A 25,150-nucleotide genomic window follows, 5' to 3' on the forward strand; every position below is an offset into this window, starting at 1 on the left:
AGGTCCCTGGATGTCGACGGTCGGAGGAGCAGTGGTGATCAGTAGCCCCGATACCACGCGGTCCCCGGACCACGACGACCGCCCCACCCGCACCTTCGGACCGCCGGCGGGCGTCGTGCTCGGCACCCTCGCGGCCGGCTTCGTGTTCGTCGTGGTGCTCGAGTTCCTGGTGATCATCAGCTTCGTCGGCCAGCGGCTGTGGAACCACCCCGCACTGCTGCGGGACGTCGTGTTCACCGCGCCGGCGCTGCTCTGGGTCCTGGTGGCGGTGGCCTCCTCCCTCCTGTGCCTGCGGGTCCTCACCGCGTGGCTGCAGATCGACGAGGAGGGGTTCGAGCTGCGCAGCCTGGCCCGGCGCACCCGCAAGGCCTCATGGGAGGAGGTGGGCAGGGTGATCGCGGTGCGCGACATCGACCGGGGCGTGACCCCCGCCGAGATGCTGGATGCCGCCGAGACGGCCTACGACGGCGTGTACCTGCTGGACCCGCAGGGACATCGGATGATCGCGGTCTCCAGTCGCTTCTTCGGGCCCCGCGCACAGGAGATGACCCTGCACCGGGCTCGACGGGCCGGAGTGCGGATCGACCACATCGACGCGATCACCACGGCTGACCTGCGCGCCCAGGCGCCGCAGGCGCTGAGCTCCGTGGACCGTCACCCCAATCTGCTGCTGCTCCTGCTCGCGGCCTTCTACATCGCCCACAACGTGCTGACCTTCGCCGTGTGGGGGCTGTGAGCACGGGCGGAGGGACGCCGCCGGGGCGGAGGCCGGGCCGGGCGGCCCGACGCCGGGCCCGGCGTCGGGCTCCGCCGCTGCCCCAGCGGGACGGACTGGACCCCGTGCGCTGGGTGGTGCCACCCGGGACGGCGGAGGACGCCGCCCTGGACGCACTGCGTGCACGATTCCCGGCCCTGGACGACCCGGAAGCGACCCCTCTGCACGAGCGCTTCGCACGAGGGGAGGTCGTCGATCCCGAGGGGCGGTCCTGGGACGCCGGTGACGCCGTCGGCCCCGAGGACGAGCTGTGGTTCCATCGGGAGCTGCGTGACGAGGACGTCCCTGCGGCCGAGCTGTCGATCCTGCACCGCGACGAGCACCTGCTGGTGCTCGACAAGCCCCATGACATGGCGACCATGCCCCGCGGTGCGCATGTGCTGGCCAGCGCGCTGGTGCGGCTGCGGAGGGCGACCGGGATCGAGACGCTGGTGCCGCTGCACCGCCTGGACCGCCGCACCGCCGGGGTGCTCGCCTTCGGCATCCGCCCGGAGGATCGCCCCGCCTACCAGCAGCTGTTCGCCCACGGGGAGGCGGCGAAGGAGTACGAGGCCCGCGTGCGCCCCGACCCGGAAGCGGGCATCCCGACCAGGCCGGGGGAGCGCGCCACGCTGCGTGACCGCCTGGGCAAGCGCCACGGACACCTGCGGGCGCTGGTGCTGCCGGGAGAGCCGAACGCCGAGACGCACCTGGAGGTCGCGGAGGTCGAGGCGGACGGCACGGCGCTGCTGCGACTGCGACCGCTCACCGGGCGCACCCATCAGCTGCGCCTCCAGCTCTCCTCCCGAGGCGCGGCGATCCTGGGCGAAGACCTCTATCCGGAACCGGTCGATGCCACGCCGATACCGCTCCAGCTGCTCGCCCGCTCGCTCGCCTTCACCGACCCCGTGACCGGGCAGGAGCGCCGATTCCTCAGCGCCCGGGAGCTGGGCATCCCACGGCGAGGTGCAGCGGCGCCCCGTACTCTTTCCCCGTGACCGCCCCGCAGCCCGCCGACTCCTCCATGCCGGAGCCCGCGCCGCGGCGCACCCGGGACGGCGCGGTGCTCATCGGGCCGACGATCCTCGCCCGCTACCGGCCCGGTGCCCTCATCGGTCTGCCGCTGATCTCGGTGCTGCTGTCGCCCTTCGCCGCGGCGGGGCTGCAGCAATGGCGCGCAGGGAGGGTGCGAGCGGGTCACGACACCCTGCTCGAGCAGCTCCTGGCCCCCGCGGCGGTGCAGCTCCTCCTCGGCGCAGTGCTGCTGTGGGCGCTGTTCGCGCTGTGGGCGATCGTGCCGCTGCTGCTGACCCATCGCGTGATCCGTCTCGACGAGACCGCGGCGTCGCTCGAGCTGCGCAAGGGACTGCGGACCACGGACCGGGCAGCGCTCGCGGACGTCGACCACGCGGTGGGGGAGCCGGAACGGGGGAGCATGGCGCTGATCGGCCTGCGAGGCCGGGGGGACGACGGCTCCGGGACGCTGCGGCAGTGGATCGTGCCGGAGGTCGGCTGGGACGCGGCCTCCTTCGACGGCCTGCGCGTGCTGCAGGCCGCGGCCGGGCTGCGCCCCGCCCCGCCCCGCCGGGAGCTGGTGCGGGAGAACCGCCGCCGCCGGGTCGCGGCGAGCAACCGCGAACTGGCCGAGCGGCTCGGCATGCCGTGGCGGTCCGAGTACGAGCACGACGAGCTCGCCTTCCGCGCCGAGTTCGACCGGGTCCGCCGTGTGCTCGGAGGCAAGGAGCGGCCCCGGCCGGGTGATCCGGGGAGGCAGTGAGCTCCGGGGGCACTGAACGGGTCAGGAGACCCGGTGAGAGGCTCAGAAGGCGGCGCGCAGCACCAGGACGACGATCGCCCCGATGCTCGCGGCTGCCGGCAGGGTGATGATCCAGGCCAGCGCGATCGGTCGCATGAGCTTCCAGTTCGCCGCCCGGTTCACGATCCCGACGCCGAGGACGGCACCGATCAGGATGTGGGTGGAGGAGACCGGCAGGCCCAGCACGGAGGCCAGCAGCACGACCGCTGCGGCCGCGAGCTCGGCCGCGAAGCCCGAGGACGGGTGCATCGTGGTCAGGCCCGTGCCGACGGTGGCGATGACCCGGCGGCCGACGAACCACAGCCCGGAGACCAGGGCGATGCCGAAGGCGACGAGCACCGCTGTGGGGACCGCGGCCTCCTCGGAGATCGCCCCCGTCCTCACCACGTCCAGCACGGCCGCGAAGGGCCCCACGGCATTGGCGATGTCGTTGGCGCCGTGGCTGAAGGCGAAGGCCGAGGCGGTGAAAACCTGCATCCAGCTGAACATGATGAAGGTGGCGCGGGAGATGGACTGCTTCTTCAGAGCACGGGCGAACACGGTCACCGCCATCCACACGGCCAGCGCGATCATCATCAGCAGCAGGAGGCCGCCGCCGATCGTGACCTCGAACCCGACGTTCTTCAGCCCCTTGAAGACGAGCATCGCCGCGATCACGACGGCAGCGCCCGCGGCCAGCGGCGGGACCCGCTTCTCGAGCGCGTGGTAGGCCGCCTTGCGCTCGATCTTGCGGGCGGCCTTGCGCTCCTTCTTCGTGAGCGTCGCGGCGTGCTCGGCGAGCTCGGCGCCTGGCCCGCCGGGCGTGAGATCCAGGGCCGCGGATTCGGCGAAGGCGCTCTGCTGGAGCTCGGTCACGCGCTCGTAACCTGGTACGTGACGGTTCTCCTCCTCGTCGTCATCATCGTCCTCGTCGTCATCGTCCTCGGCGTCGTCGAAACCGCGCGAGCCCAGCGCGATCGCGCGAGAGGCCGGGGCGAGGATGTGTCGCTTGATCGCGCCGAAGAGCAGGAAGGCCGTGACACCGCCGAGGAGCGGAGAAAGGATCCAGGAGGTCGCGATGGCCCCGATCTCGCTCCACTGCACCATCGCGAATCCGCCGGTGCCCGTCACGATGCCGGTGGTGACGGCGGCGCCGACGATGCCGCCGATGATCGCGTGCGTGGTCGAGACGGGCCAGCCCATCTTGGTGGCCAGCAGCAGCCAGACGGCGGCGCCCAGCAGGGCGGACATCATGATGTAGGCGAAGGACTGCGGGTCCATGTGCATGCCGTCGATGTCGACGATGCCGCTGCGGACCGTCTCCGTGACGGAGCCCCCGGCGAGGACCGCGCCGGAGACCTCGAAAACGGCGGCGACCAGGAGCGCCTGCTTCATCGTGAGGGTTCCCGCCCCGACGCTGGTGCCGAAGGAGTTGGCGACGTCGTTGCCGCCGATGTTGAAGGCCATGAACAGGCCGAACGCGATCGCGAGGATCAGCAGGAGGGCGTTGACGTCACCCCCGGCGTGGGAGAAGGACCAGATGGTGAAGGCGACCACGGTCGCCGCCGTCATCAGGCCGGCACCGAGGTGCCAGTTCCGGTCAGCGCCCAGGAACCCGGTCGTCACCGGAGGGTCAGTGGGCGTCTGGAGGTTCGTACGGGACATCGTCGAGCTCCGGGGATGGCGGGGACGGAGGCGGAACCCGTGCACGGGCCTCCGGGTGGGCGTCGCCACTGTAGGCCACGAGCGGTGGGTTCCGGGACATCCATCCGACGCGGCCCTGCCCGGGCTGCCGGCCGCCGGACCGCAGGTCGGTGGATGCACCCGGCGACCCCCCGGGCGGCGTGATTCCGCGCACCTCATCAATCGGTGCTGGTCAGAGCAGCGGGTCGGGGGCGGGACAGTGGCGAGCAGAACTGTGCGTGCGGCAGCTGCGCCGCTACCATCGGTACATGACGAGCGCGGATCCCTTCGGTTTCATCGGACTCACCTACGACGACGTGCTGCTGCTGCCCGGGGAGACGGACGTGATCCCCTCCGAGGCGGACACCTCCAGTCGGCTGACCCGCGAGATCAGTCTCCGGGTGCCGCTCGCCAGTGCCGCGATGGACACCGTGACCGAGTCCCGGATGGCCATCGCCATGGCCCGTCACGGCGGCATCGGCATCCTCCACCGCAATCTCTCGATCGAGGACCAGGCCCATCAGGTCGACCTCGTCAAGCGCACCCAGACCGGCCGCATCACCAATCCCGTCACCATCGGCCCCGACGCCACCCTCGAGGACTTCGACGAGCTCTGCGGCCAGTACCGCGTCTCCGGCCTGCCCGTCGTCGATCCGACCGGGCTCCTGCTGGGTATCTGCACCAACCGCGACCTCCGCTTCATCCCCGTCGCCGAATGGTCGGGCACCCGGATCGTCGACGTCATGACCACCGAGCTGTTCACCGCCCCCGACGACGTCACCCAGGAGCAGGCCACCGCGCTGCTGCGCCGCAACAAGCGTGAGCGACTGCCGCTGGTCGACGCCGACGGCCGCCTCACCGGGCTCATCACCGTCAAGGACTTCGTGAAGTCCGAGCAGTTCCCCGACGCCTCCAAGGACCGCCAGGGCCGCCTGCTGGTCGGCGCGGGCGTCGGCTTCTTCGGCGACTCCCTCGAGCGCGCCGCCGCGCTGCGCGAGGCCGGCGTCGACGTCCTGGTGGTCGACACCGCCAACGGGCACGCCCGCCTCGCCCTCGAGATGATCCGGACCATCAAGGACGACCCGTCCTTCGAGGGCGTCCAGGTCATCGGCGGCAACGTCGCCACCCGCGCCGGGGCGCAGGCCCTGGTCGACGCGGGGGCCGACGCCGTCAAGGTCGGCATCGGACCGGGCTCCATCTGCACCACCCGCGTGGTCGCCGGCGTCGGCGTCCCGCAGGTCACCGCGATCCATGAGGCCGCCAAGGCCTGCGGCCCGGCCGGGGTCCCGCTGATCGGCGACGGCGGCCTGCAGCACTCCGGCGACATCGCCAAGGCGCTGGTCGCCGGGGCCGACACCGTCATGGTCGGCTCCCTGCTGGCCGGCACCGAGGAGTCGCCGGGCGAGGTGGTGCTGGTGGGAGGCAAGCAGTTCAAGGCCTACCGCGGCATGGGCTCCCTGGGCGCGATGGCCTCGCGCGGCAAGAAGTCCTTCTCCAAGGACCGCTACTTCCAGGCCGACGTCGACTCCGACGACAAGATCGTCCCCGAGGGCATCGAGGGCCGCGTCTCCTACAAGGGCCAGCTCGGCTCCGTCCTCCACCAGCTCGTCGGCGGCCTGCACCAGTCGATGTTCTACGTCGGCGCCGACTCCGTCACCCAGCTCAAGGAGCGCGGACAGTTCGTGCGGATCACCCCCGCCGGGCTGAAGGAGTCCCATCCCCACGACATGGCCGCGATCATGGAGGCCCCGAACTACACCTCGCACTGAGGGCTCCCGCACGGGCCGTCCACGGGGGAGGGCCGGACGTCGGCCCGCGCCGATACGCTGGATCCATGACCAGTACCTGGATCGACAGACCTCTGCTCGGCTTCGACACCGAGACCACCGGCACGAACGTGGCGAGCGATCGGATCGTGACGGTCGCCCTCGTGCACTCCGTCGGGCCGGGCCGTGAGAACGAGACGGTCGCGACCTGGCTGATCGACCCGGAGATCGACATTCCCGAGCCCGCCCAGCGGGTCCACGGCATCACCACCGAGCACGCGCGGGTGCACGGCATGGCGGCGGCCGACGCCCTCGAGGAGGTCGTCACGATGATCGCCGATTCCCTGCACCTCGACGTCCCGCTGGTCGCCTTCAACGGCAGCTTCGATCTCGCCATCCTCGAGAACGAGCTGACCCGCCTCGGCCTCCCCACCCTCGCCGCGCGTCTCGGCCACGACATCGCGCCTGTGATCGACCCGCTGGTGGTCGACCGCGGCGTGGACCGCTACCGCAAGGGCAAGCGCACCCTCACCGACCTCATCGCCCACTACGGGTGCGAGCAGGACGGCCGGCTGCACACGGCCGACGTGGACGTCTCGGCCACGCTGGACGTGCTGCGCGCCCTCGTCCTGGCCCATCCGAAGGTCGGCGCCTCCTCCCTGCCGGATCTGCACCGGGAGCAGATCGGCTGGCACCTCAGCTGGGCGGAGAACTTCAACCAGTTCCTCCGGAAGAAGGGCAAGACGCCGGACGTCAGTACTGCCTGGCCGCTCTGAGCGGGACCGCCTCAGATCCCGTCGCCCGAGACGGCCCACAGCCGGCTCGTGCGCTGCCAGGCCATCCGGGCCAGCAGCGCCATCAGGGCGCCGACCAGCAGCAGCGGCCATCCCGGCTCGAGGCCCGAGGGGTTCCCGTCGGCCAGGGACCACAGGCCGAGCAGCCCCATCAGCGCGACCGAGGCACCGACCCCGATCACCCAGACCGCGTGCAGGCTGTGCGCCTCGGTGAGGGCCCACGGCGCCGGGACCGAGCCCTCCGCGCGGGCGGCGCGGCGGGCGGCCAGGCGCAGCAGCTGCGCCACCCTCGTCGCCGAGAAGCCGCCGAGAGCCAGGGCCGCCGCCAGGACCAGGCCGGCCATCGGTCGGGCCCGACCGTCGGCCGGGTCGATCCCGATCACGCGCACGACCTCGAGGACCATCGCCCCCACGCCCAGGGCCGCCACGAGCACGGGCGGGGCCAGCGACGGGCTCGCCGGCGCGCCGTCCCGCGGATCGCTGTCGCCGGGGGCGTGCACGGGGCTCATCGCTTCACCGTAGCCGGGCCGTGCGACCTCGTGGCCGACGGTAGACTCCCCGTGTGATGAGCGAGATCGAGATCGGCCGGAACAAGCGCGGACGCCGCAGCTACAGCTTCGATGACGTCGCGGTGGTGCCCTCCCGGCGCACCCGCGACCCGGAGGACGTCTCCACGGCCTGGCAGGTGGACGCCTATCACTTCGACATCCCGATCTTCGCCGCCCCCATGGACTCGCTGATGTCCCCGGAGACCGCGATCGAGCTCGGGCAGCTCGGCGGACTCGGGGTGCTCGACCTGGAGGGTCTGTGGACCCGCTACGAGGATCCGACGGCCCAGTTCGACCAGGTCGCTGGGGCGTCCGACGACCAGGTCGTCGACGTCATGCGGGAGATCTACGCAGAACCGATCAAGCCCGAGCTGATCCGTGACCGCATCCAGCAGCTGCGCGACGCCGGGGTCACCGCCGCCGGGTCGCTGTCCCCGCAGCGCACCCAGGAGCACTGGCGGACCGTCGTCGACGCGGGCGTGGACCTGTTCTTCATCCGTGGCACCACCGTCTCCGCCGAGCACGTCTCGACGGGACGGGAGCCGCTGAACCTCAAGAGATTCATCTACGAGCTCGACGTCCCGGTCATCGTCGGCGGCTGCGCCACCTACACGGCCGCCCTGCACCTGATGCGCACCGGCGCCGCCGGTGTGCTGGTCGGCTTCGGCGGCGGCGCCTCGCAGACCACCGAGGAGACCCTCGGCATCTCGGTGCCGCTGGCGAGCGCGGTGGCCGACGTCGCCGCCGCCCGCCGCGACTACATGGACGAGTCCGGGGGCCGCTACGTGCACGTCATCGCCGACGGCGGCCTCGGTCGCTCGGGCGACATCGTCAAGGCCGTCGCCTGCGGCGCCGACGGGTTGATGGTGGGGGCGGCGCTCGCCCGCGCCGAGGAGGCGCCCGGCCGCGGTCACCACTGGGGCAGCGAGGCGCACCACCCGACCCTCACCCGCGGCCACCGTGTCGACGTGACGACGGCGGCCCCGCTCGAGCAGATCCTCTTCGGGCCCTCCCTCGGGGCCGACGGCACCACCAACCTGGTCGGCGCCCTGCGCCACGCGATGGCCACCACCGGGTACACGGACCTCAAGGAGTTCCAGCGCATCGAGGTCGTCACCACGGTGTGAGACCCCGCGCGGGGCGGTCTCAGGAGCGCACGCGCGCGATGATCCCCCAGATCAGCAGGATCACCGCGATCAGGCCCAGCCCGATCGGGATCACGAGACCGACGCCGAGGCCGATGAGCGTCCCCATCATGCCGACATCGGCCACCGCGACGTCGGAGGCTCCCTCACAGGAGAGGGTGACCTCCTGATCGGAGGTGACGGTGACGCTGCCGACCGGTGAGTACTCGGCGCCGTCGACCGTCGTGGGGACGGTGGTCCCCTCCGGCTCCCAGACCGCGTCGGCACCGCCCTCGGCGGTGCAGGAGACCGAGCCCGCCTCCGCCGTCGGGACGTACACGTAGTGCAGCGAGGACGCCGAGGCGTCGAAGGTGCCCGATGCTCCGCCGAGCGACACCGGGGTCGCGGACAGCAGCGCGACGACGGCGACGGCGAGGCCGGCGACGAAGGGCATCACGATCAGCCCGATGCCGTTGGCGATGATCCCCAGGGCCCCGAAGACGATCCGCTTCATGCCCCGCTTCCTGCGAGGTGCCTGGTATGTGCCGTAGGGCGCCTGGTATGCCACCTGTTCCCCCTGAGTGTCGTGGTCGGGTCCCTGCAGGATACGGGGCGTCGCCGCCGCTCAGGCGCCCTCGCGGGCCACCGCGGCGGCCTGCTGCGCGATCGAGAGCTCCTCGTTGGTCGGCACGATCATCACCAGCACCCGCGAGTCCGGCGTCGAGATCACGCGCGGCTCCGCGCTGCGGGCGGCGTTCGCCGCGGGATCCAGCTCGATGCCGAGCTCCTCGAGGCCGGTCAGCAGGCGCTCGCGCACCATCGGGACGTTCTCGCCGATGCCGGCGGTGAAGGTCAGCACGTCCAGACCGCCGAGGACGAAGGTGTAGGAGCCCAGGTACTTGCGCAGACGGTGCACGTAGATGTCGGTGGCCAGGGTCGCGGCCTCGTCCCCGGCCTCGACCGCGGCCGTGATGTCACGGAAGTCGCTCATCCCGCACATGCCCATCATCCCGGAGCGCTTGTTGAGGATGTCGTCGATCTCCGCGGGGCCGATGCCGGCGCGGCGGTGGAGGTGGAAGTAGATCGTCGGGTCGATGTCGCCGGTGCGGGTGCCCATCACCAGGCCCTCCAGCGGGGTGAGACCCATCGAGGTCTCCACCGCCCGGTCGCCGCGCACCGCCGAGGCCGACGCCCCGTTGCCCAGGTGCAGCACGATCTGGCGCAGGCCCTCGACGTCCCGACCCTGCGCCGCCAGCAGCTCGGAGACGGTGGCCGAGACGTACTGGTGGCTGGTGCCGTGGGCACCGTAACGGCGCACCTTGTACTCCGTCGCGATCTCGCGGTTCAGTGCGTAGTTCGCGGCGGCCTCGGGCAGGCTCGTGAAGAACGCGGTGTCGAAGACCGCGATGTGCGGCACGTTCGGCAGCAACTGCTTCGCCCCGTCGATCCCCTCGACGGCCGCGTAGTTGTGCAGCGGGGCGAGCTTGCCGAGATCGTGGATGTCCCATCGCACCTGGTCGTCGATGAGCACGGGCTCGGCGTAGCGGGCGCCGCCCTGGACCACCCGGTGGCCGACGGCGCGGATCCGGTCCTCGCTCAGCGCCAGGTCCACGTCCTCGAACAGCTGCTGGACGATCCTCATCGCCTCGACGTGGTCGGGGACGGGCCCGGTGACGTCGGATTCCCGCTCGCCGGCGGTGATCGACGCGGTGCCCTGGTCCTGACCCACCCGCTCGACGATGCCGGCCGCGTCGACCGTCCCGTCGGACGGGGCCAGCAGCTGGAACTTCAGCGAGGACGAGCCGGAGTTGATGACGAGGACGCGGGCGTCGGACGAGGTGTCGGTCATGGGACGGTCAGCTCCTGGAAGTGGATCAGCGGGCGGGGGCGGCCGAGGCGCGGGCCGATTCCGCCTGGGCCTGGATGGCGGTGATGACGACCGTGTTGATGATGTCGTCGACGAGCGCGCCGCGGGAGAGGTCGTTGACCGGTTTGTTCAGGCCCTGCAGCACGGGGCCGATGGCGATCGCCCCGGCGGAGCGCTGCACGGCCTTGTAGGTGTTGTTGCCCGTGTTGAGATCGGGGAACACGAACACGGTGGCGCGGCCGGCGACGGAGGAGTCCGGCAGCTTGGTCTTGGCCACCGAGGCGTCCACGGCGGCGTCGTACTGGATCGGCCCTTCGACGTCGAGGTGCGGTGCGGCCGCGCGCACGAGCGCGGTGGCCTCGCGGACCTTGTCGACGTCGGCCCCGGTCCCCGAGGTGCCGGTGGAGTAGGACAGCATCGCCACCCGCGGGGCGACGCCGAACTGCTCAGCGGTCTCGGCGGACTGCGCGGCGATGTCGGCCAGCTGCTCGGCGGTGGGATCGGGGTTCACGGCGCAGTCGCCGTAGACCAGCACCCTGTCCTCCAGGGCCATCAGGAAGACGGAGGAGACGATCTGCGCGCCCGGTTTGGTCTTGATGATCTCGAAGGAGGGACGGATCGTGTGGGCCGTCGAGTGCGTCGCGCCGGAGACCATCCCGTCGGCCTCTCCCATCTGCACCATCATGGTGCCGAAGTAGGAGACGTCCTGGACCCGCTCGCGGGCCTGCTCAAGGGTGACACCCTTCTTCGCCCGCAGCCGGGCGTACTCGGCGGCGTAGCGCTCGACGTGCTCCGTATCGCGCGGGGAGACGATCCGGGCCTCGGAGATGTCGTGACCCAGCTGCGAGGCACGGGATCGGATCTGGTTCTCCTCGCCCAGCAGGATCAGGTCCGCCACGCCGCGGGCGAGGATCGCCTCGGCGGCCGCGATGAGGCGCGGCTCCTCGCCCTCGGGCAGCACGATCGTCTTCTTCTCGCCGCGGGCACGGGTCAGCAGCTCGAACTCGAACATCATCGGGGTGACGACCTCGCTGCGGGTCACCTCGAGCGCGGCCAGCACCTCGGAGGTGGGCAGGTGCTCGGCGACGGCGCGCCGGGCGGCGTCCATCTTCTGTGCGCTGCCCGCCAACAGACGGCCCCGGGTGAGGTCGACCTGCCGGGCGGTGTCGAAGGTCGAGAGGTCGGTGGCGATGACCGGCAGGTCCTACTGGACGCCGGAGACCAGGCGGCTGACCTCCTCGGGGACGTCGTAGCCGCCGGTCAGCACGATCGAGGACAGCGACGGGAAGGTGCCGGACTGCTGCGCCATGACCAGGCCGGGAAGCAGGTCGTAGCGGTCGCCGGGGGCGATCACCGTGCAGTTCTCGGTGAGGCGGCTGAGCACGTTGGGCAGGCTCATCGCCGCGATGACGGTGCCGAGGGCCACGCGGTCCATCCATTCCGGGTTGCCCTGCAGGAGCGTGCCGCCGACGGCGTCCTTCACCTCCTGCACGGTCGGCGCCATGATCACGGGATTCTCGGGGATCACGGCGACCAGCGCCCCGCCGACCTTCGTGCCGACGGCAGCCTCGATCGCCTCGAGCGACTCGTCCTCTGCGCGGTTGACGACCACCGCGATCGGGGCGGCGTGATGGCTGCCGAACTCGCCGGAGGAGACCGCGGCCAGGGCCGCGATCTGGTCGGGGCTGCGGTTCAGGCCGGACAGCACGAGGACGACGGGGGCGCCCATGTTCGCGGCGACCTCGGCGTTGAACGCCATCTCCGTCGGGTTGGCCAGGTCGTCGTAGTCGCTGCCGAGCACGACGAGCATCGAGTAGCGCTCGGCCAGGTCCCGGTAGCGGCTCAGGATGCGTTCGTGCGCCGCGTCCGGGTCCGACAGCAGCAGCTGGTGGTCCACCCCGATGGCGTCGAAGTACTCCTGCTCGACGGCGGGGTGCGAGGTGAGCAGGTCGACCGCGTAATCGCGGGCATGGTCGGCCTTGACGACGGGGCGGTAGACCCCGACGCGGTCGGAGCGGGAGGCGAGGGCTTCGAGCAGACCGAAAGCCACCATCGACTTCCCGGTCCGTCCCTCCGGACTGGCGATATACACACTCTGGGTCACGCCACTCAGCATAGGTGCGCCCGGGCTCAGCGACAGGGGATCGAGCAGAGCGGACCTGCGTGCGGGCGTGATCACCGCGATCCGACGGGACCTGCGTCCCGTCGGCCCGGGCAGATCGGTCACAGTCCGCGGACTGTGGCGGCGTGACCGATCGCCCATCGTGCGGTCCCAGGCGCGACTCGTACGATGAGGTCATGCTCCGCACCGCCCTCCGCCCGCGCTTCCTCGGGCTGCTCGCCCTGATGGTGGTGGCGACTCTCGTGTGCGGGTTGCTCGCCAGCTGGCAGTGGGACCGGGCGCATCAGGCGATCACCGACGAGGCCGACGGCGCCGAGCGTCGCGGCGACCTCGAGGAGGTGCTCGACGTCGGCGAGGCGGTCACCAATGCGATCGTCGGCGACATCGTCACCGCGACGGGGCACTACGACCCGGATGAGCAGGTCGTCGTTCCCGGGCGCAACATCGACGGCACCGACGCGGCCATCGTCGTCACGGCCCTGCAGGTCGACCTCGCCGACGGCTCCACCGCCCGCCTGCCGGTGGCACGCGGCTGGGTTCCGGCCGACGAGCTCACCGGGCCCGACGGCGAGATCGATCCCACGCTCGCCCCGGAGGTGCCCGCGGGCGAGGTCGAGGTGACCGGCCGGCTCGAGGCCAGCGAATCCGCCTCGGGCGGGGTCGATAACGGCGTGGTCGAGGAGATCGCCACCCCGATGCTGGTCAACGAGTGGGGATCACCCATGTACTCCGGCTACCTCGCACAGGTCGACCCGAACGCGGGGCTGCAGCCGATGCCGGAGGCCGAGTCCGACTTCAGCAAGGGGCTGAACTGGCAGAACATCGGATACTCCTTCCAGTGGGTCCTGTTCGGCGGCTTCTTCCTCTACCTGTGGTGGCGCTCCGTGCGCACCGCGTACCTCGACGAGCTCGCCGCGCGGCGCGAGGCGATGGAGGAGTCCCTGCGGGGCAACGGGCCGACAGAGTCCTCGGAGCCCGCCGAGCCCGCTGAGTCCGCTGAGTCTGCTGACCCCGCGTCCGGAACCCCCCGTGAGCCGGCCGTCGCCGGCTCCTCCTCTCCCACCGCTTCCACTTCTCCGACCCCCGACAAGGACGTGTGACCCGTGCCCACCCCCCGCCCCCTGGACGATGTCGCCTGCAGGACCTCCTTCGCCCGCTTCCGCGTGGCCTCGATCGTGGAGGGCATCGCGCTGCTCGTGCTGGTGACCATCATGATCATGCGCTACGTCGTGTTCGGCGGCGACGCCTGGTTCACCTCGACCTCCCCGCTGTGGGAGCACGTCTCCTCGGTGTGGTCGCCGATCCACGGGCTGATCTACATGATCTACGTGATCCTCGGCTTCGACCTGTGGCTGAAGATGCGCTGGGCGCTGCCGAGGATGCTCCTGCTGATGTTCTTCGGCGTGGTCCCGGTGCTGTCCTTCTTCGGGGAGCGCTGGACCCATCAGCAGGTGGAGGTGGACCTGCAGCAGCGACCCACCCTCCAGGACGAGGCGGAGGCGGCGCCGGGCGCCTGAACGCACCGTCCGCTGCGGACTCGTCGGTGTCTTGACGAGAAAGGTGCGGGTTCGGTGGCACCTTCTACGGCGCGGCGACCTCGATCACGAGGATGCGGGAGCCTGCGGATCGGGTCGGGTGCTCGGTGGCGTTCCGGGGTGACGAGGATTGCCCCCTCATCGCCCGGACGGGGGCTCCGTCCGGCCCGGCGCCCCCGTAGACTCGGCCACGTGACCGACACCGACCAGCGCCCCGTCCTCGTCGTCGACTTCGGCGCCCAGTACGCCCAGCTCATCGCCCGCCGCGTCCGGGAGGCCCGGGTCTACTCCGAGATCGTGCCCCACACGATGGACGCGGAGCAGATCCTCGCCAAGGACCCGCGCGCGATCATCCTCTCCGGCGGGCCCAGCTCCGTCTACGCCGAGGGTGCCCCGCGCCTCGACCGCGCCCTGCTCGAGGCCGGGGTGCCGGTGCTGGGGCTGTGCTACGGCTTCCAGTCCATGGCCGCGGCGCTGGAGGGCACCGTCGCCGCCAACGGTGTGCGCGAGTACGGCGCGACCCGTCTCGAGGCCGTCGACGGCAGCTCGCGCCTGCTGGCCGAGCAGGACGTCGACCAGAACGTGTGGATGAGCCACGGCGACTCCGTGACCGCCGCCCCCGAGGGGTTCCGGGTGGTCGCGACCTCCACCGCGAGCCCCGTCGCCGCCTTCGAGCACCCCGAGAAGTGCCTCTACGGCGTGCAATGGCACCCCGAGGTCGGCCACTCCGACCGCGGGCAGGAGGTGCTGGAGAACTTCCTGTACCGGGGCGCGGGGATCGAACCGTCCTGGACCACCGGCAACGTCATCGACGAGCAGGTCGAGCGGATACGCGCCCAGGTCGGCGACGGCGCCGCCATCTGCGCCCTCTCCGGCGGCGTCGATTCCGCGGTGGCCGCCGCGCTCGTGCAGCGCGCGATCGGCGACCGGCTCACCTGCGTGTACGTCAATCACGGCCTGATGCGCCAGGACGAGTCCGCGCAGATCGAGAAGGCCTTCGGCGAGTCCACCGGCGGGGCGAAGCTGGTCGTGGTCGATGCCGAGGAGCAGTTCCTCGCCGCGCTCGCCGGGGTCACCGATCCCGAGGCCAAGCGCAAGATCATCGGGCACGAGTTCATCCGCACCTTCGAGCAGGCGCAGGAGGACATCCTGCGGGAGCAGGGCGTCGTGGAGGGAGACGGTGCCGGGACGCACACGGCGACCTCCGGAGCGAAGGCGTTCCTCGTCCAGGGCACCCTGTACCCCGATGTCGTCGAGTCCGGCGGGGGAGAGGGCGCGGCGAACATCAAGAGCCACCACAACGTCGGCGGGCTGCCCGAGGATCTCTCCTTCGAGCTGGTCGAGCCGCTGCGCACCCTGTTCAAGGACGAGGTGCGCGCCGTCGGCTCCGAGCTGGGCCTGCCTGATGACATCGTCTGGCGCCAGCCCTTCCCGGGCCCCGGCCTGGGCATCCGCATCATCGGCGAGGTCACCAGGGAGCGTCTGGACATCCTGCGGGCCGCCGACGCCATCGCCCGCGCCGAGCTCACCGCCGCCGGGCTGGACCGCACCATCTGGCAGTGCCCCGTCGTGCTGCTGGCCGACGTCCGCTCTGTGGGCGTGCAGGGCGATGGCCGCACCTACGGCCACCCCGTCGTGCTGCGTCCCGTCACCAGCGACGACGCCATGACCGCCGACTGGGCCAAGGTGCCCTACGACGTGCTCAGCCGCATCTCGACGCGCATCACGAACGAGGTCAGCGAGATCAATCGCGTCACCCTCGACATCACCTCCAAGCCCCCGGGGACCATCGAGTGGGAGTGAGCTCGTCCTGAGCCGGCGCTGAGGGGTCCGCGCTGCCGCCTCACCCCTTGACGGCGCCCTCCGAGAGCCCGGAGATGAAGTGCCTCTGGTTGAACAGGAACACCAGCAGCACGGGCAGGGTCACGATGATCGCGGCCGCCATCAGCGGCGCGTACTGGATGTTGCCGCTCTGGGTGAAGCCCGTCAGGGCGAGCTGCACGGTCTGGCTCCGGGGCGAGGAGGAGACGACCAGCGGCCACAGCAGGTCGTCCCAGACCGCCGTGAAGGAGAAGATCGCGACCACCGCGATGATGGGCCTCGAGATCGGGAGGTAGACCGTCCAGAAGATGCGGAACTCGCTCGCCCCGTCGATGCGGGCGGCCTCCGCCAGCTCGCGGCTCATGCCCAGATAGAACTGACGCACCAGGAAGATGCTCAACGTCCCGACCAGGTAGGGGATGGCGAGGCCGCCGAGGGTGTCGGTCAGTCCGCTCCCGCCTCGCCCGAGGGCATCGTTCCCTCCGGCGAAGGGCACGTTCGAGACCATCAGGAACAAGGGGATCAGGGTCACCGCCACCGGGATGGCGGCCGTGGAGAGCAGGATGTAGAAGACGACCGTGCTGCCCCGGAACGGCAGGTGCGCGAAGGCGTAGCCCGCGGCCACGGCGATCACGCAGTTCGACGCCACGGCGGCGAGTGCCACGATGACGGAGTTGACGAAGGCGCGGCCCAGGTTCCCGACGGTCAGCGCGGTCATGAAGTTCTCGAACGTCGGCCGGTCCGGCCAGAGCTTCACCTCGCGGAAGGCGTCCTGCGCCGGGGTGAACGCCAGGGAGACCATCCACAGGAAGGGGAACAGGACGACGATCGTCGCGAGCAGCAGCAGGACCAGGTTGACTGCTTTGCTCCGCTCGCTGCGGGAGACCCGGGGTCGCCGGGCCGTCCGGTCGGCGGTGGTGTCGGTCATCGTTCGCGCCCTCCTCTCAGGGCGATCAGCGTGAGGCCGGCGATGAAGGCGAACAGGACGAACGCCATCGCCGAGGCCGATCCCATGCTGCTGTACTCGAAGGCCTCGGTGTAGATCAGGTAGTTCACGGTGGTCGTCGAGCTCATCGGTCCTCCGGAGGTCAGCACGAAGATCTCGGCGAAGCTCTGGGACAGGTAGATGATGTCGGTCGCCACCACGTAGACGAGCATCGGGCGCAGCCCGGGCAGGGTGACGTGGCGGAAGCGGTGCCAGAGCCCGGCGCCGTCGATGCTCGCCGCCTCGTACAGATGCCTCGGAATCGTCTGCAGCCCCGCCAGCAGCAGCACCATGTTGCTCCCCAGCGCTTTCCAGATGCGCATGACGGAGACGCCGTTCAGCGCGGTCTCCGGGTCGTTGAGCCACTTCTGCGGGGAGAGGTTCAGGACCTCGAGGACGTCGTTGAACAGCCCGTTCTGCGAGTACATCCACAGCCAGATCATGCTCACGGCGGTGAGCGAGACGATGTGCGGGACGTACAGCGCCGAGCGGAAGAGCCCGACCCCGCGGAACGGGCGGTTGGCCAGCATCGCCAGCACGAGGGCGATCACGACGGTCGGCGGGAGCACCTGCAGCGTGTAGCGCGCCGTCACCCACAGAGCATTGCGGAAGGCGCCGTCGGCGATCAGAGCGCCGTAGTTGGACAGGCCCACGAACGTCGGGGCACCGCGCTGCAGGGGCGTGTACTCGGTGAAGCTCAGCACCAGGCCGTACAGCACCGGAACGATCTGGAAGACCAGCACGTACACCGCTGCGGGGGCGACGAAGAGCATGCCGGCCCGGGACATCGAGCGGCGCAGCGGGCGGTGCGAGGGCTCGCGGCGTCGAGGAGACCGCGCGAGCCCCGTGCGCGGGCCGGTGCCGGCGGCGTCCGGGCCCTCCGTCGCCGCGCGGCCCGTCGAGGACGAGATGGCGTCGGAGATGGCGATCACCCTTCCTGCGCGATGATCTGCTCGAGCTCGGTGGCGGCCTGGTCGAGCGCCTCCTGCGGCGTCAGCGCGGCGTTGAGCGCCTGCTCGAGGTACTCGGCGAGGGTGTCGCGGATCTGCGTCCATCCCGCGACGTTGGGATTGGAGCGGAAGGACTCGGAGTTCTCCACCGTGGAGGCGATCGCCGGGGTCTCCTGGACGTAATCGCTCTCGACGGCGGAGGCGCGCGCCGGGACGATCCCGACCTCCTCAGCGTACTTGTTGTTGTAGTCCTTGCTGCCGATCAGCTGCATGAACTCCCAGGCGAGGTCCATCTTCTGGCTGTCGGGGTTGATCAGCAGGCCGGTCGCCGCACCGCCGAATGCGGCGGGCTCGTCCTCACTGTCGAAGGGCAGCACGTCCATGAAGCGCAGGTCGAGGTCCGGGGCGGCGGCCATGATCTGGGTGAGCGTCGCCGGGTCCGTGAAGAGCATCGAGGAGTCCTCGGTGGCCAGCGGCGACTGGGCGGGCGGCAGGGCGTCCCAGGTGCCGCCGAGATTGCTGTCGACGGGGGAGTCTCCCTGGTAGAGGCTCACGTACCATTCGAGCGCCTCGAGGCCTTCCGGGCCGTTGAACTGCACCGTGGTTCCGTCCTCGGACAGCAGCTCACCGCCGTTCGCCCACAGCAGGCTGGTGTAGGCCTGCTGCATCCCCGGTGGTTCGGCGCTGAACACGATACCCGCGCGCTCGAGAGAACCGCCCGATCGCACGGCGAGGGCGTCGGCGGCCTCGCGCAGCTCGACGAAGGTGGTCGGTGGCGCGTCGGGGTCGAGCCCGGCCTCTTCGAAGTGGGCGGCGTTGTAGGCCACCTGACGTCCCGTGGCGGCGATCGGGAACATGTAGTGGGCGCCGTCGACGACACCGCTCTCGAGACCGATCTTCAGGTCCTCGCGGTCGGCCTCCTCCATCTGCTCGAGGCGATCGTCGAGGGGCTCGATGCGGCCGTATTTCACCAGATCGGCCACCGCGGCGGGGCCGTGGCCGTAGAGATCGGGTCCCGTCCCCGAGGAGAATCCGGCATTGAGCCGCGGGGACATGTCCGGCCAATCGATGAACGTGACCTTGGCGCCGCGTCCCGTCCTCTCCGTGAAGGCGGGGACCAGGATCTCGGTGACGAAGTCCTGTTCGGTGGGCTGGACGCCGGGCCACCAGATGACGAGGTCGCCGTCGGGACCGCCGGCTCCGCCGGAGCCGCCGTCGCAGCCCGACAGCAGTGTTGGGGCACCGACCGCGGCGACCGCGGCGGCCGCGGCCGTCAGGAACGTGCGTCTGCGGGTGGGGAGCACGAGGGGCACCTCTCGTTCCGTGCAGGAATGGTCAACGCTCATCGGCGACGAGGACGTCGCGCATCCGCGTTCGGCCGATGGGGTCCGAGGATCCCGGGCCGACGGGACGAGCACGCTCTCGTCCCGATGATGGCGTTACGTATTAGGTTTCTGATCAGAGATTAGGCATGGCGTGCATCACCGTCAAGGGGGCTCCTGGGCTTCACGAGGGAGTCGTCGGCGCCGGCCCGTCGTCCTCGCAGATGCTGGACCAGGTGAGAGTCGGATCCTGGACCCGGATGGCGAGGGAATGCGGGCGAGACCTTGAGGATCGCGCATCCCGCGTCTACAGTCGTTGCCAGGACTGATACGAACAAGGAGTGGCCGGTGCGAGTACGTCAGCGCGACATCGCGTATGCAGCCGGGGTCTCGCAGGCGACCGTGTCCCTGGTGGTCAGCGGCCGCGCCTCCGACGGCGGGGTCTCGCCCCGGACCCAGGAGCGGGTCCGCACGGCGATGGTGGACCTGGGATACGTGCCCGATCCCGTCGCGCAGTCGCTGCGAGGCGGTCGCAGCGGCCTGATCGGGGTCTTCACCTACGAGCCGATCTTCCCCGCGACGCCCGATGACTACTTCCACGAGTTCCTGGTCGGCATCGAGGTCGCCGCCGCCGAGCTCGGGCGGGACCTCGTGCTGTTCTCGTCGACGCAGCGGGCCGACGGGACCCGAACCATCTACGACCGCGGGACGAACCGCCTCCAGGTGGCGGACGGGTCCGTCGTCCTCGGCCAGCGGCGCGACGAGGACGAACTGCGCCGGCTCGCCGCGGACGGCTACCCCTTCGTGAGCCTGGGCGGCTACGACCCGGTGCCGGAGGCGGCCTGGGTGGCCGTCGACTATGCCGCGGCCGTCCGGTCGATACTCGCGGACCTCCACGGAGCGGGACACCGCCGCCTCGCCTACGTCCGAGGCGACGACGAACGGCTCCCGTCGAAGGCCCGACGTGAGGCTTTCGCCGCCGCCACGGCCGAGGACGAGACGCACCGGGTCACGCCGTCCGAGCTGAGCCGCGAGCTGGTCGAGCACTGGGTGCGCGACGGAGTGAGCGCGGTCGTGGCGGAGAATCCGGCCGTCGCGGAGAGCCTCGCGGCCGCCGTCTCTCGGGCGGGGCTGCGGATCCCGGACGACCTCTCCGCCGTATGCCTGGAGAGGCCGCTGCGCAGCGGCCGCACCGCCGGGTGGTCGCACCTGGTGATTCCCAAGCACGAGGTGGGAAGCCGCACCGTGCGGGCGCTCGCCGCGATCCTCGACGGGGAGCTCCCGACGGACCACCACGGACTGATCCGCTGCCTGCCGCACCACCTCGGCACGATCGCGTCGACCGGCGAATGAGGTCTCCCACGGCGCATCGCACTGGCCACCCACCCAGGAAGGACCCCCATGACCACGTCGAGCACCCCCGCCCCTCTCCCCGAGACCACCGCCGATCTCGTCGTCATCGGCGGCGGTCTCGGCGGCGTGGCGGCGGCCCTGACCGCCGCGCGACTCGGACGACACGTGATCCTCACCGAGACCGACGCCTGGCTGGGTGGTCAGTTGACCGTCCAGGCCGTGCCCCCGGACGAGTCACGCTGGGCCGACAGCCACCCGACTTCCGCCTCCTACACGGAGTTCCGCGAGCGAGTGCGCGATCACTACCGGCGCAGCTTCCCGCTCACGGACGCCGCCCGGAGCGATCCGTTCCTCAACCCGGGAGCCGGCTTCGTCTCCCGGCTCTGCCACGAGCCGCGGATCGGTGCCCTGGTGCTCGAGGAGATGCTCTCCCCTCTGCTGTCGGACGGACGCATCCAGTGGCTGCGCGAGCACGAGCCCGTCGGCGTGGAGCGCGCGGGGGACCGCGTCACCGCGGTGATCGTGAGGGAGACCTCCTCCGGGGCGGAGCGCCGGCTCCTCGCCCCGCTGTTCGTCGATGCGACCGAGCTCGGAGACCTGCTCGCCCTGGGAGACCTCGAGCATGTGATCGGGGCGGAGAGCCGCGCCGAGCACGGTGAGCTGCACGCCCCCGTGGGCCCCGATCCCTTGGACCAGCAGGCCATCACCTGGTGCTGCGCGCTGGAGTGGGCCCCGGGGCACGGGGACCTCGTGGCCCGGCCCCCGCTGTACGACCGCTTCGCCAGCGTCGTGCCGGACTTCTGGCCGGGACCGCAGCTGTCCTTCGACGACGTCCACCCCATCACTCTCGAGCGCCGCACCCGGCCGATCTTCGAGGGGGACCCGACGGATCATGAACGGCTCGACGGGGCCGGCGACATGTGGCACTACCGGCGCATCCGTGCCCAGCGTCTGATGGAGCCGGGGACTCCGGGCAGCGACGTGACGCTCGTGAACTGGCCGCAGATCGACTTCTGGGACGCGCCGCTGCTCGGCGTGGACGCTGAGCAACGCGACCGCGCCGAGGACGAGGCCCGCCAGCTCACGCTGTCCTTCGTCCACTGGCTGCAGCACGAGGCGCCGCGCAGCGACGGGGGAGCGGGATATCCCGAGCTGCGGCTGCGCGGCGACGTGCTCGGCACCGCCGACGGGCTGGCGCGCCGGCCGTACATCCGCGAGGCCCGACGGATCCGCGCAGTGTTCACCGTCACCGAAGAGCACATCGGTCGCGAGATGCGCGGCGAGTTCGCGGGCTCGGAGGAGTTCACCGATGCGGTCGGCACCGGTCACTACCGCATCGACCTGCACCCTTCGACCGCGGGGCGGAACTACGTCGACATCGACTGCTTCCCGTTCCAAATCCCGCTGGGTGCACTGGTCCCGCGGGACGTGGCGAACCTGGTGCCCGCGAACAAGAACATCGGGACCACCCACATCTCCAACGGCGCCTACCGCCTCCACCCCGTGGAATGGTCCATCGGAGAGGCCGTGGGAGCGCTGTCGGAGATCGGCGGGCGTCACGGCGTCGACCCGGCAGGCGTGCACAGCAGCAGCGAGCTCACGCGCGAGCTGCAGGCGCTGCTGGCCGACGAGCTGGGGGTGCAGCTCGCGTGGCCCGAGGCCATCCGCCGCCGCCTTCCCGAGGCCGAGCCCGTCCCGACCCGGTGAGAGCGACATGAGCTCGGTGCGCCGAGCTCGGCGCTCTCAGGCCGTCGGTGGCTCGAGCAGGCGTGAGGAGTGCGCCGGCGCCGAGGAGTGCCAGGAGCGAGTGCGCTCGAAGGTCTCCCAGCCCATCGAGCCGTACAGCCCGTCGGCGCCGGTGGGGGAGTCCGCGTCGACCTCGAGGTCGACGTGGGTGCGTCCGCGGCCGGCGGCGTCCCGGATCGCCGCCCCCAGCAGGGATTTCGCGATGCCGTGGCCGCGAGCGCTGCGATGGACCCCGAGGTACTCGAGGTAGGTGCCCTCCCCGAGCGTCGGGGTCGCGGGCATCCTCGCCGCGACCAGGCCGCCGGCGGGCAGCCACAGTCCGTCGCGGTCGATCTCCGCGATCCACCAGTGGTCCCAGGCCGCTTCCCCGGGAGTCTCGATGAGGCGCTGGACGAACTCGGCGAAGGATTCCCGGTAGGACCCCCAGTGGTCGGCGAAGGACTCCTCGAGCATCCGGTGGACGGTGCGGACGTCCTGGGCGACGGGCAGCCCGGACTCGTGGCGATGCACGGGCCGCATCCGCGTCCCCTCCCGGGGCCCGGGGCCCGCGCCCGAGTCGTCGGCCGTGACCGGGCGACGCATGTGCAGCCAGGTGCGCACCTTCTCGTAGCCCGCGGCCTCCAGCGCGCGGGCGCGGTCGGTGTCCAGCTCGTTCGTGTCGCAGGACAGCTGCGTGCTCTCCACGCCGCGATGGCGGGCGAAGGACCCGCCGACCTCGACGGCCCAGTCCAGCAGCGCGGCGGTCAGCGCCTCGCGCTCGGGCACGTCCTGGGAGACGACGAACTGCAGGTCGGAGCGCCCACGGGCGCGATCCTCGAGGGCGACCCATGCGAGCGGGTCGCGGTCTTCGGTGGGGGAGCCGTCGGCAGCGATGGGGACGACGACGATCTGGCGACGCGACCACGACTTCAGCCCGACCAGCTGGGACCGCAGCGCGTCCTCGTCGACGACGCCCTCCGGCGTGTGCTCCCGCTGCGCCGCTACGTGCAGCTCCGCCAGCGCTCCGACGTCGGCCTCGACGGGAAGACGTGTGGTCAGCGTCGCCTCGAGCGACGCGGGCAGCGGGGGCGGGAAGTGATCGATGAGCGGCACCCGTTCATGGTGCCACGCGTGCTCAGGGCCGCACGGGGCGGCGGCGGAACCGTGATCCGCCGGGAACGGAGCCCGCGTCCGGGATCAGTCGCGAGGGCGGTGATCGGCTGAGGAAGGGTCCGAGGCGCCGGCGGTCGCCTCGGCGGTGCCTGCCAGGTGCTCCGCGTCGCGGTCGACGCTCTCGGCGTCGGCCGCGCCGTGGATCTCGTCCTCGTCGACCGCGAGCGCCGGGACCGATCCCGTGCTGGTGGCCGGCTCGTGCGCCTGCAGGGTGTCGCGCAGAGTGAGGTGCGGGATGAAGATCGACAGCACGATCGCGATGACCACGAAGGGGATCGCGGTGAAGAACACGTCGTGCATCGCCTCGCCCATGCCGGTGCGGATGGCGTCGACGATCGGGGCCGGCAGCTTCTCCAGCGTGCTCTGGTCGAGCACCGACCCGACGCCGGCACCGCTTCCGCCGCTGCTGTCCATCATCGAGGAGGCTCCCTGCGGCAGGTGGCTCTCGATGGCCGGCTGCATGCGCGTCGTCATGACGGTGCCCAGCACCGCGATGCCGACGGTCGAGCCGACGTTGCGGAAGAACTGCACCGAGGCGGTGGCCACACCAAGCTCGGACTGCGGCACCGCATTCTGCACCACGAGGGTGAAGATCTGCATCATCATGCCCAGCCCCAGGCCGATCACCACCATCGCGACCGTGAGATGCCAGGCCGAGTCCCCGTACGAGACCTGGGTGAGCAACCAGTAGCCGGTGAGCATCACGAGCCCGCCGACGATGAGGATCTCCTTGTAGCGTCCGAACTTGGAGACCAGCAGGCCGGAGATGATCGACATGCCGATCATGGACACCGACTGCGGGATGAGGATCGCGCCGGAACCGGTCGCGGAGACGCCCATGACGGCCTGGGCGTACACCGGGATGTAGATGATCGCGCCGAACATGGCCACGGCGACCGCGAAGGAGGCCAGGATCGACAGCGCGACCACGGGACGGGCCAGCATGCCCAGCGGCAGCAGCGGGTCCTCGGCGCGCATCTCGACCCGCACGAACAGGCCCAGCAGCAGCGCGGTCGCGACGTACATGCCGATGATGGTCGGGGAGCCCCAGGCGTAGGTGGTGCCGCCCCAGGAGGTCGCCAGCAGGCCGATGACCAGGCCCGGGGTGAGGGTCATGATGCCGAGCACGTCCACGGTGGTGCGGCGCTGGACGTGGTCGAGGTGCAGGAAACGCAGCACGAAGCCGAAGGCGACCACGCCCAGCGGCAGCGTGAGGAAGAACAGGTAGCGCCAGCCGAAGTGGTCGGTGACGGTGCCGCCGATCAGCGGCCCGGCGATCGAGGCGAGGCCGAACATGGCTCCCATCAGGCCCTGGTACTTGCCGCGCTGACGCGGCGGGATGATGTCGCCGATGATCGTCTGCGACAGCGGCATCAGCGTGCCCATGCCCAGGCCCTGCACGGCGCGGGCGGCGACGAGGAACCAGAAGTTCGTGGAGAAGCCGGCCAGGATCGAGCCGAGCAGGAAGATCGCGATGCCGGCCAGGTAGAACCCGCGGCGTCCGTACTGGTCGGAGAGCTTGCCAACGACGGGGACGGTGACGGCGGAGACCAGCATCGCGGAGGTCGCGATCCAGCTGTAGTGGTCCATCCCACCCAGGTCGGCGACGATCACCGGCATGGCGGGGCTGACGATGGTCTGTGAGAGGGAGGCGACGAGCATGCCCAGCATGAGGCCGACGAAGACGAGCTTGCTCCGTCGGTCCAGGCCGACGAAGGCCTCAGGGGTGGAGGACGGTGCGACGGCACCGGTGGGGCCGGGTGCCGAGGCAGAGGTCGATGCAGTGCTCATGGAGCTCCTCGGGGGCGGTGAGAAGGCGGAGGGGCGGACGTT

Annotated in this window: 20 protein-coding genes and 1 pseudogene; 11 read left to right on the forward strand and 10 right to left on the reverse strand. The window is 71.0% G+C overall.

Annotation, left to right across the window (positions count from 1 at the left end; genetic code table 11):
- The first annotated feature begins 34 nt into the window (after positions 1-34).
- From JOF43_RS09620 to JOF43_RS09630, 3 genes are read left to right on the forward strand one after another with little or no spacing between them, the layout of a single operon-like run.
- Positions 35-736, forward strand: a complete 702-nt coding sequence (locus JOF43_RS09620; RefSeq protein WP_342592130.1) for a hypothetical protein — start codon at positions 35-37, stop codon at positions 734-736.
- On the forward strand, positions 733-1,752 hold the full coding sequence (locus tag JOF43_RS09625; RefSeq protein WP_342592131.1) for a pseudouridine synthase: 1,020 nt from the start codon (positions 733-735) through the stop codon (positions 1,750-1,752). Before JOF43_RS09620 ends, JOF43_RS09625 begins: the two co-directional genes overlap by 4 nt.
- The gene (locus tag JOF43_RS09630) at positions 1,749-2,531 is read left to right on the forward strand and encodes a hypothetical protein (RefSeq protein ID WP_209901531.1); all 783 of its coding nucleotides are present in this window, start codon (positions 1,749-1,751) and stop codon (positions 2,529-2,531) included. Before JOF43_RS09625 ends, JOF43_RS09630 begins: the two co-directional genes overlap by 4 nt.
- A 42-nt stretch (positions 2,532-2,573) precedes the next feature.
- Here the strand turns inward: JOF43_RS09630 and JOF43_RS09635 are convergent, their stop codons facing one another.
- Positions 2,574-4,214, reverse strand: a complete 1,641-nt coding sequence (locus tag JOF43_RS09635) for an inorganic phosphate transporter (protein WP_209901533.1) — start codon at positions 4,212-4,214, stop codon at positions 2,574-2,576.
- 287 nt (positions 4,215-4,501) lie between these two features.
- Between JOF43_RS09635 and guaB the strand changes: the two genes are divergently transcribed.
- Positions 4,502-6,001 carry an IMP dehydrogenase gene (gene guaB, locus JOF43_RS09640; protein WP_209901535.1) on the forward strand — a complete coding sequence of 500 codons (1,500 nt, stop codon included), beginning with the start codon at positions 4,502-4,504 and terminating at the stop codon, positions 5,999-6,001.
- Between the two features lie 65 nt (positions 6,002-6,066).
- The gene (locus JOF43_RS09645) at positions 6,067-6,774 is read left to right on the forward strand and encodes an exonuclease domain-containing protein (protein ID WP_209901537.1); all 708 of its coding nucleotides are present in this window, start codon (positions 6,067-6,069) and stop codon (positions 6,772-6,774) included.
- Positions 6,775-6,785: 11 nt separating this feature from the next.
- Here the strand turns inward: JOF43_RS09645 and JOF43_RS09650 are convergent, their stop codons facing one another.
- A complete protein-coding gene (locus tag JOF43_RS09650; protein WP_209901539.1) occupies positions 6,786-7,301 on the reverse strand; it encodes a hypothetical protein in 516 nt (171 codons plus the stop codon).
- 56 nt (positions 7,302-7,357) lie between these two features.
- Here JOF43_RS09650 and JOF43_RS09655 point away from each other — a divergent pair, with 56 nt between their 5' ends.
- Positions 7,358-8,467 (forward strand): GuaB3 family IMP dehydrogenase-related protein, encoded by a 1,110-nt coding sequence (locus JOF43_RS09655; RefSeq protein WP_209901541.1) that lies wholly within the window; start codon positions 7,358-7,360, stop codon positions 8,465-8,467.
- 19 nt (positions 8,468-8,486) lie between these two features.
- On the opposite strand, the gene JOF43_RS09660 is transcribed toward JOF43_RS09655, so the two are convergent.
- The 3 genes and pseudogenes from JOF43_RS09660 to pta form a co-directional block, all read right to left on the reverse strand.
- A complete protein-coding gene (locus JOF43_RS09660; protein ID WP_209901542.1) occupies positions 8,487-8,978 on the reverse strand; it encodes a hypothetical protein in 492 nt (163 codons plus the stop codon).
- A 111-nt stretch (positions 8,979-9,089) separates the two neighbouring features.
- Complete coding sequence (locus JOF43_RS09665) at positions 9,090-10,313, reverse strand: acetate/propionate family kinase (protein ID WP_209901544.1); 1,224 nt, start codon at positions 10,311-10,313, stop codon at positions 9,090-9,092.
- Between the two features lie 25 nt (positions 10,314-10,338).
- A pseudogene (gene pta, locus JOF43_RS09670) lies at positions 10,339-12,447 on the reverse strand (phosphate acetyltransferase).
- Between the two features lie 182 nt (positions 12,448-12,629).
- Here pta and JOF43_RS09675 point away from each other — a divergent pair.
- The 3 genes from JOF43_RS09675 to guaA all read left to right on the forward strand — a co-directional run bounded on the left by JOF43_RS09675 (position 12,630) and on the right by guaA (position 15,791).
- Complete coding sequence (locus JOF43_RS09675; RefSeq protein ID WP_209901546.1) at positions 12,630-13,553, forward strand: SURF1 family protein; 924 nt, start codon at positions 12,630-12,632, stop codon at positions 13,551-13,553.
- Positions 13,554-13,556: 3 nt separating this feature from the next.
- Positions 13,557-13,970, forward strand: coding sequence for a DUF3817 domain-containing protein (locus tag JOF43_RS09680; protein ID WP_209901549.1), 414 nt, complete (start codon positions 13,557-13,559; stop codon positions 13,968-13,970).
- Positions 13,971-14,180: 210 nt separating this feature from the next.
- Positions 14,181-15,791: a glutamine-hydrolyzing GMP synthase gene (gene guaA / locus JOF43_RS09685; protein ID WP_209901551.1), complete on the forward strand. Its 1,611-nt coding sequence runs from the start codon at positions 14,181-14,183 to the stop codon at positions 15,789-15,791.
- Positions 15,792-15,831: 40 nt separating this feature from the next.
- Here the strand turns inward: guaA and JOF43_RS09690 are convergent, their stop codons facing one another.
- Genes JOF43_RS09690 through JOF43_RS09700 form a run of 3 tightly spaced genes read right to left on the reverse strand, consistent with a single transcriptional unit; the run spans position 15,832 to position 19,048 of the window.
- Positions 15,832-16,737 carry a carbohydrate ABC transporter permease gene (locus JOF43_RS09690; protein WP_209901553.1) on the reverse strand — a complete coding sequence of 302 codons (906 nt, stop codon included), beginning with the start codon at positions 16,735-16,737 and terminating at the stop codon, positions 15,832-15,834.
- A complete protein-coding gene (locus JOF43_RS22595; protein ID WP_209901555.1) occupies positions 16,734-17,726 on the reverse strand; it encodes a carbohydrate ABC transporter permease in 993 nt (330 codons plus the stop codon). The genes JOF43_RS09690 and JOF43_RS22595 overlap by 4 nt, the downstream gene beginning before the upstream one ends.
- A complete protein-coding gene (locus JOF43_RS09700) occupies positions 17,723-19,048 on the reverse strand; it encodes an ABC transporter substrate-binding protein (protein ID WP_209901557.1) in 1,326 nt (441 codons plus the stop codon). Before JOF43_RS09700 ends, JOF43_RS22595 begins: the two co-directional genes overlap by 4 nt.
- 366 nt (positions 19,049-19,414) lie before the next feature.
- On the opposite strand from JOF43_RS09700, the gene JOF43_RS09705 reads away from it, so the two are divergent.
- Both JOF43_RS09705 and JOF43_RS09710 read left to right on the forward strand, forming a co-directional pair.
- Positions 19,415-20,419 (forward strand): LacI family DNA-binding transcriptional regulator, encoded by a 1,005-nt coding sequence (locus JOF43_RS09705; RefSeq protein ID WP_209901559.1) that lies wholly within the window; start codon positions 19,415-19,417, stop codon positions 20,417-20,419.
- Between the two features lie 48 nt (positions 20,420-20,467).
- A complete protein-coding gene (locus JOF43_RS09710; RefSeq protein WP_209901561.1) occupies positions 20,468-22,126 on the forward strand; it encodes an FAD-dependent oxidoreductase in 1,659 nt (552 codons plus the stop codon).
- A gap of 36 nt (positions 22,127-22,162) precedes the next feature.
- Here the strand turns inward: JOF43_RS09710 and JOF43_RS09715 are convergent, their stop codons facing one another.
- Complete coding sequence (locus tag JOF43_RS09715; protein WP_209901563.1) at positions 22,163-23,257, reverse strand: GNAT family N-acetyltransferase; 1,095 nt, start codon at positions 23,255-23,257, stop codon at positions 22,163-22,165.
- A gap of 84 nt (positions 23,258-23,341) precedes the next feature.
- The gene (locus JOF43_RS09720; protein WP_209901565.1) at positions 23,342-25,108 is read right to left on the reverse strand and encodes an MDR family MFS transporter; all 1,767 of its coding nucleotides are present in this window, start codon (positions 25,106-25,108) and stop codon (positions 23,342-23,344) included.
- Positions 25,109-25,150: the final 42 nt, after the last annotated feature.

Source organism: Brachybacterium sacelli, from assembly GCF_017876545.1.
Taxonomy (GTDB): Bacteria; Actinomycetota; Actinomycetes; order Actinomycetales; family Dermabacteraceae; genus Brachybacterium; species Brachybacterium sacelli.

Excerpts from the sequence above, each read along its gene's own strand:
- JOF43_RS09635 (WP_209901533.1), bottom strand. The coding sequence starts at position 4,214 with ATGTCCCGTACGAACCTCCAGACGCCCACTGACCCTCCGGTGACGACC.
- guaB (WP_209901535.1), top strand. The coding sequence starts at position 4,502 with ATGACGAGCGCGGATCCCTTCGGTTTCATCGGACTCACCTACGACGAC.
- JOF43_RS09645 (WP_209901537.1), top strand. The coding sequence starts at position 6,067 with ATGACCAGTACCTGGATCGACAGACCTCTGCTCGGCTTCGACACCGAG.
- JOF43_RS09650 (WP_209901539.1), bottom strand. The coding sequence starts at position 7,301 with ATGAGCCCCGTGCACGCCCCCGGCGACAGCGATCCGCGGGACGGCGCG.
- JOF43_RS09655 (WP_209901541.1), top strand. The coding sequence starts at position 7,358 with ATGAGCGAGATCGAGATCGGCCGGAACAAGCGCGGACGCCGCAGCTAC.
- JOF43_RS09660 (WP_209901542.1), bottom strand. The coding sequence starts at position 8,978 with ATGAAGCGGATCGTCTTCGGGGCCCTGGGGATCATCGCCAACGGCATC.
- JOF43_RS09665 (WP_209901544.1), bottom strand. The coding sequence starts at position 10,313 with ATGACCGACACCTCGTCCGACGCCCGCGTCCTCGTCATCAACTCCGGC.
- JOF43_RS09675 (WP_209901546.1), top strand. The coding sequence starts at position 12,630 with ATGCTCCGCACCGCCCTCCGCCCGCGCTTCCTCGGGCTGCTCGCCCTG.
- JOF43_RS09690 (WP_209901553.1), bottom strand. The coding sequence starts at position 16,737 with ATGACCGACACCACCGCCGACCGGACGGCCCGGCGACCCCGGGTCTCC.
- JOF43_RS09710 (WP_209901561.1), top strand. The coding sequence starts at position 20,468 with ATGACCACGTCGAGCACCCCCGCCCCTCTCCCCGAGACCACCGCCGAT.
- JOF43_RS09720 (WP_209901565.1), bottom strand. The coding sequence starts at position 25,108 with ATGAGCACTGCATCGACCTCTGCCTCGGCACCCGGCCCCACCGGTGCC.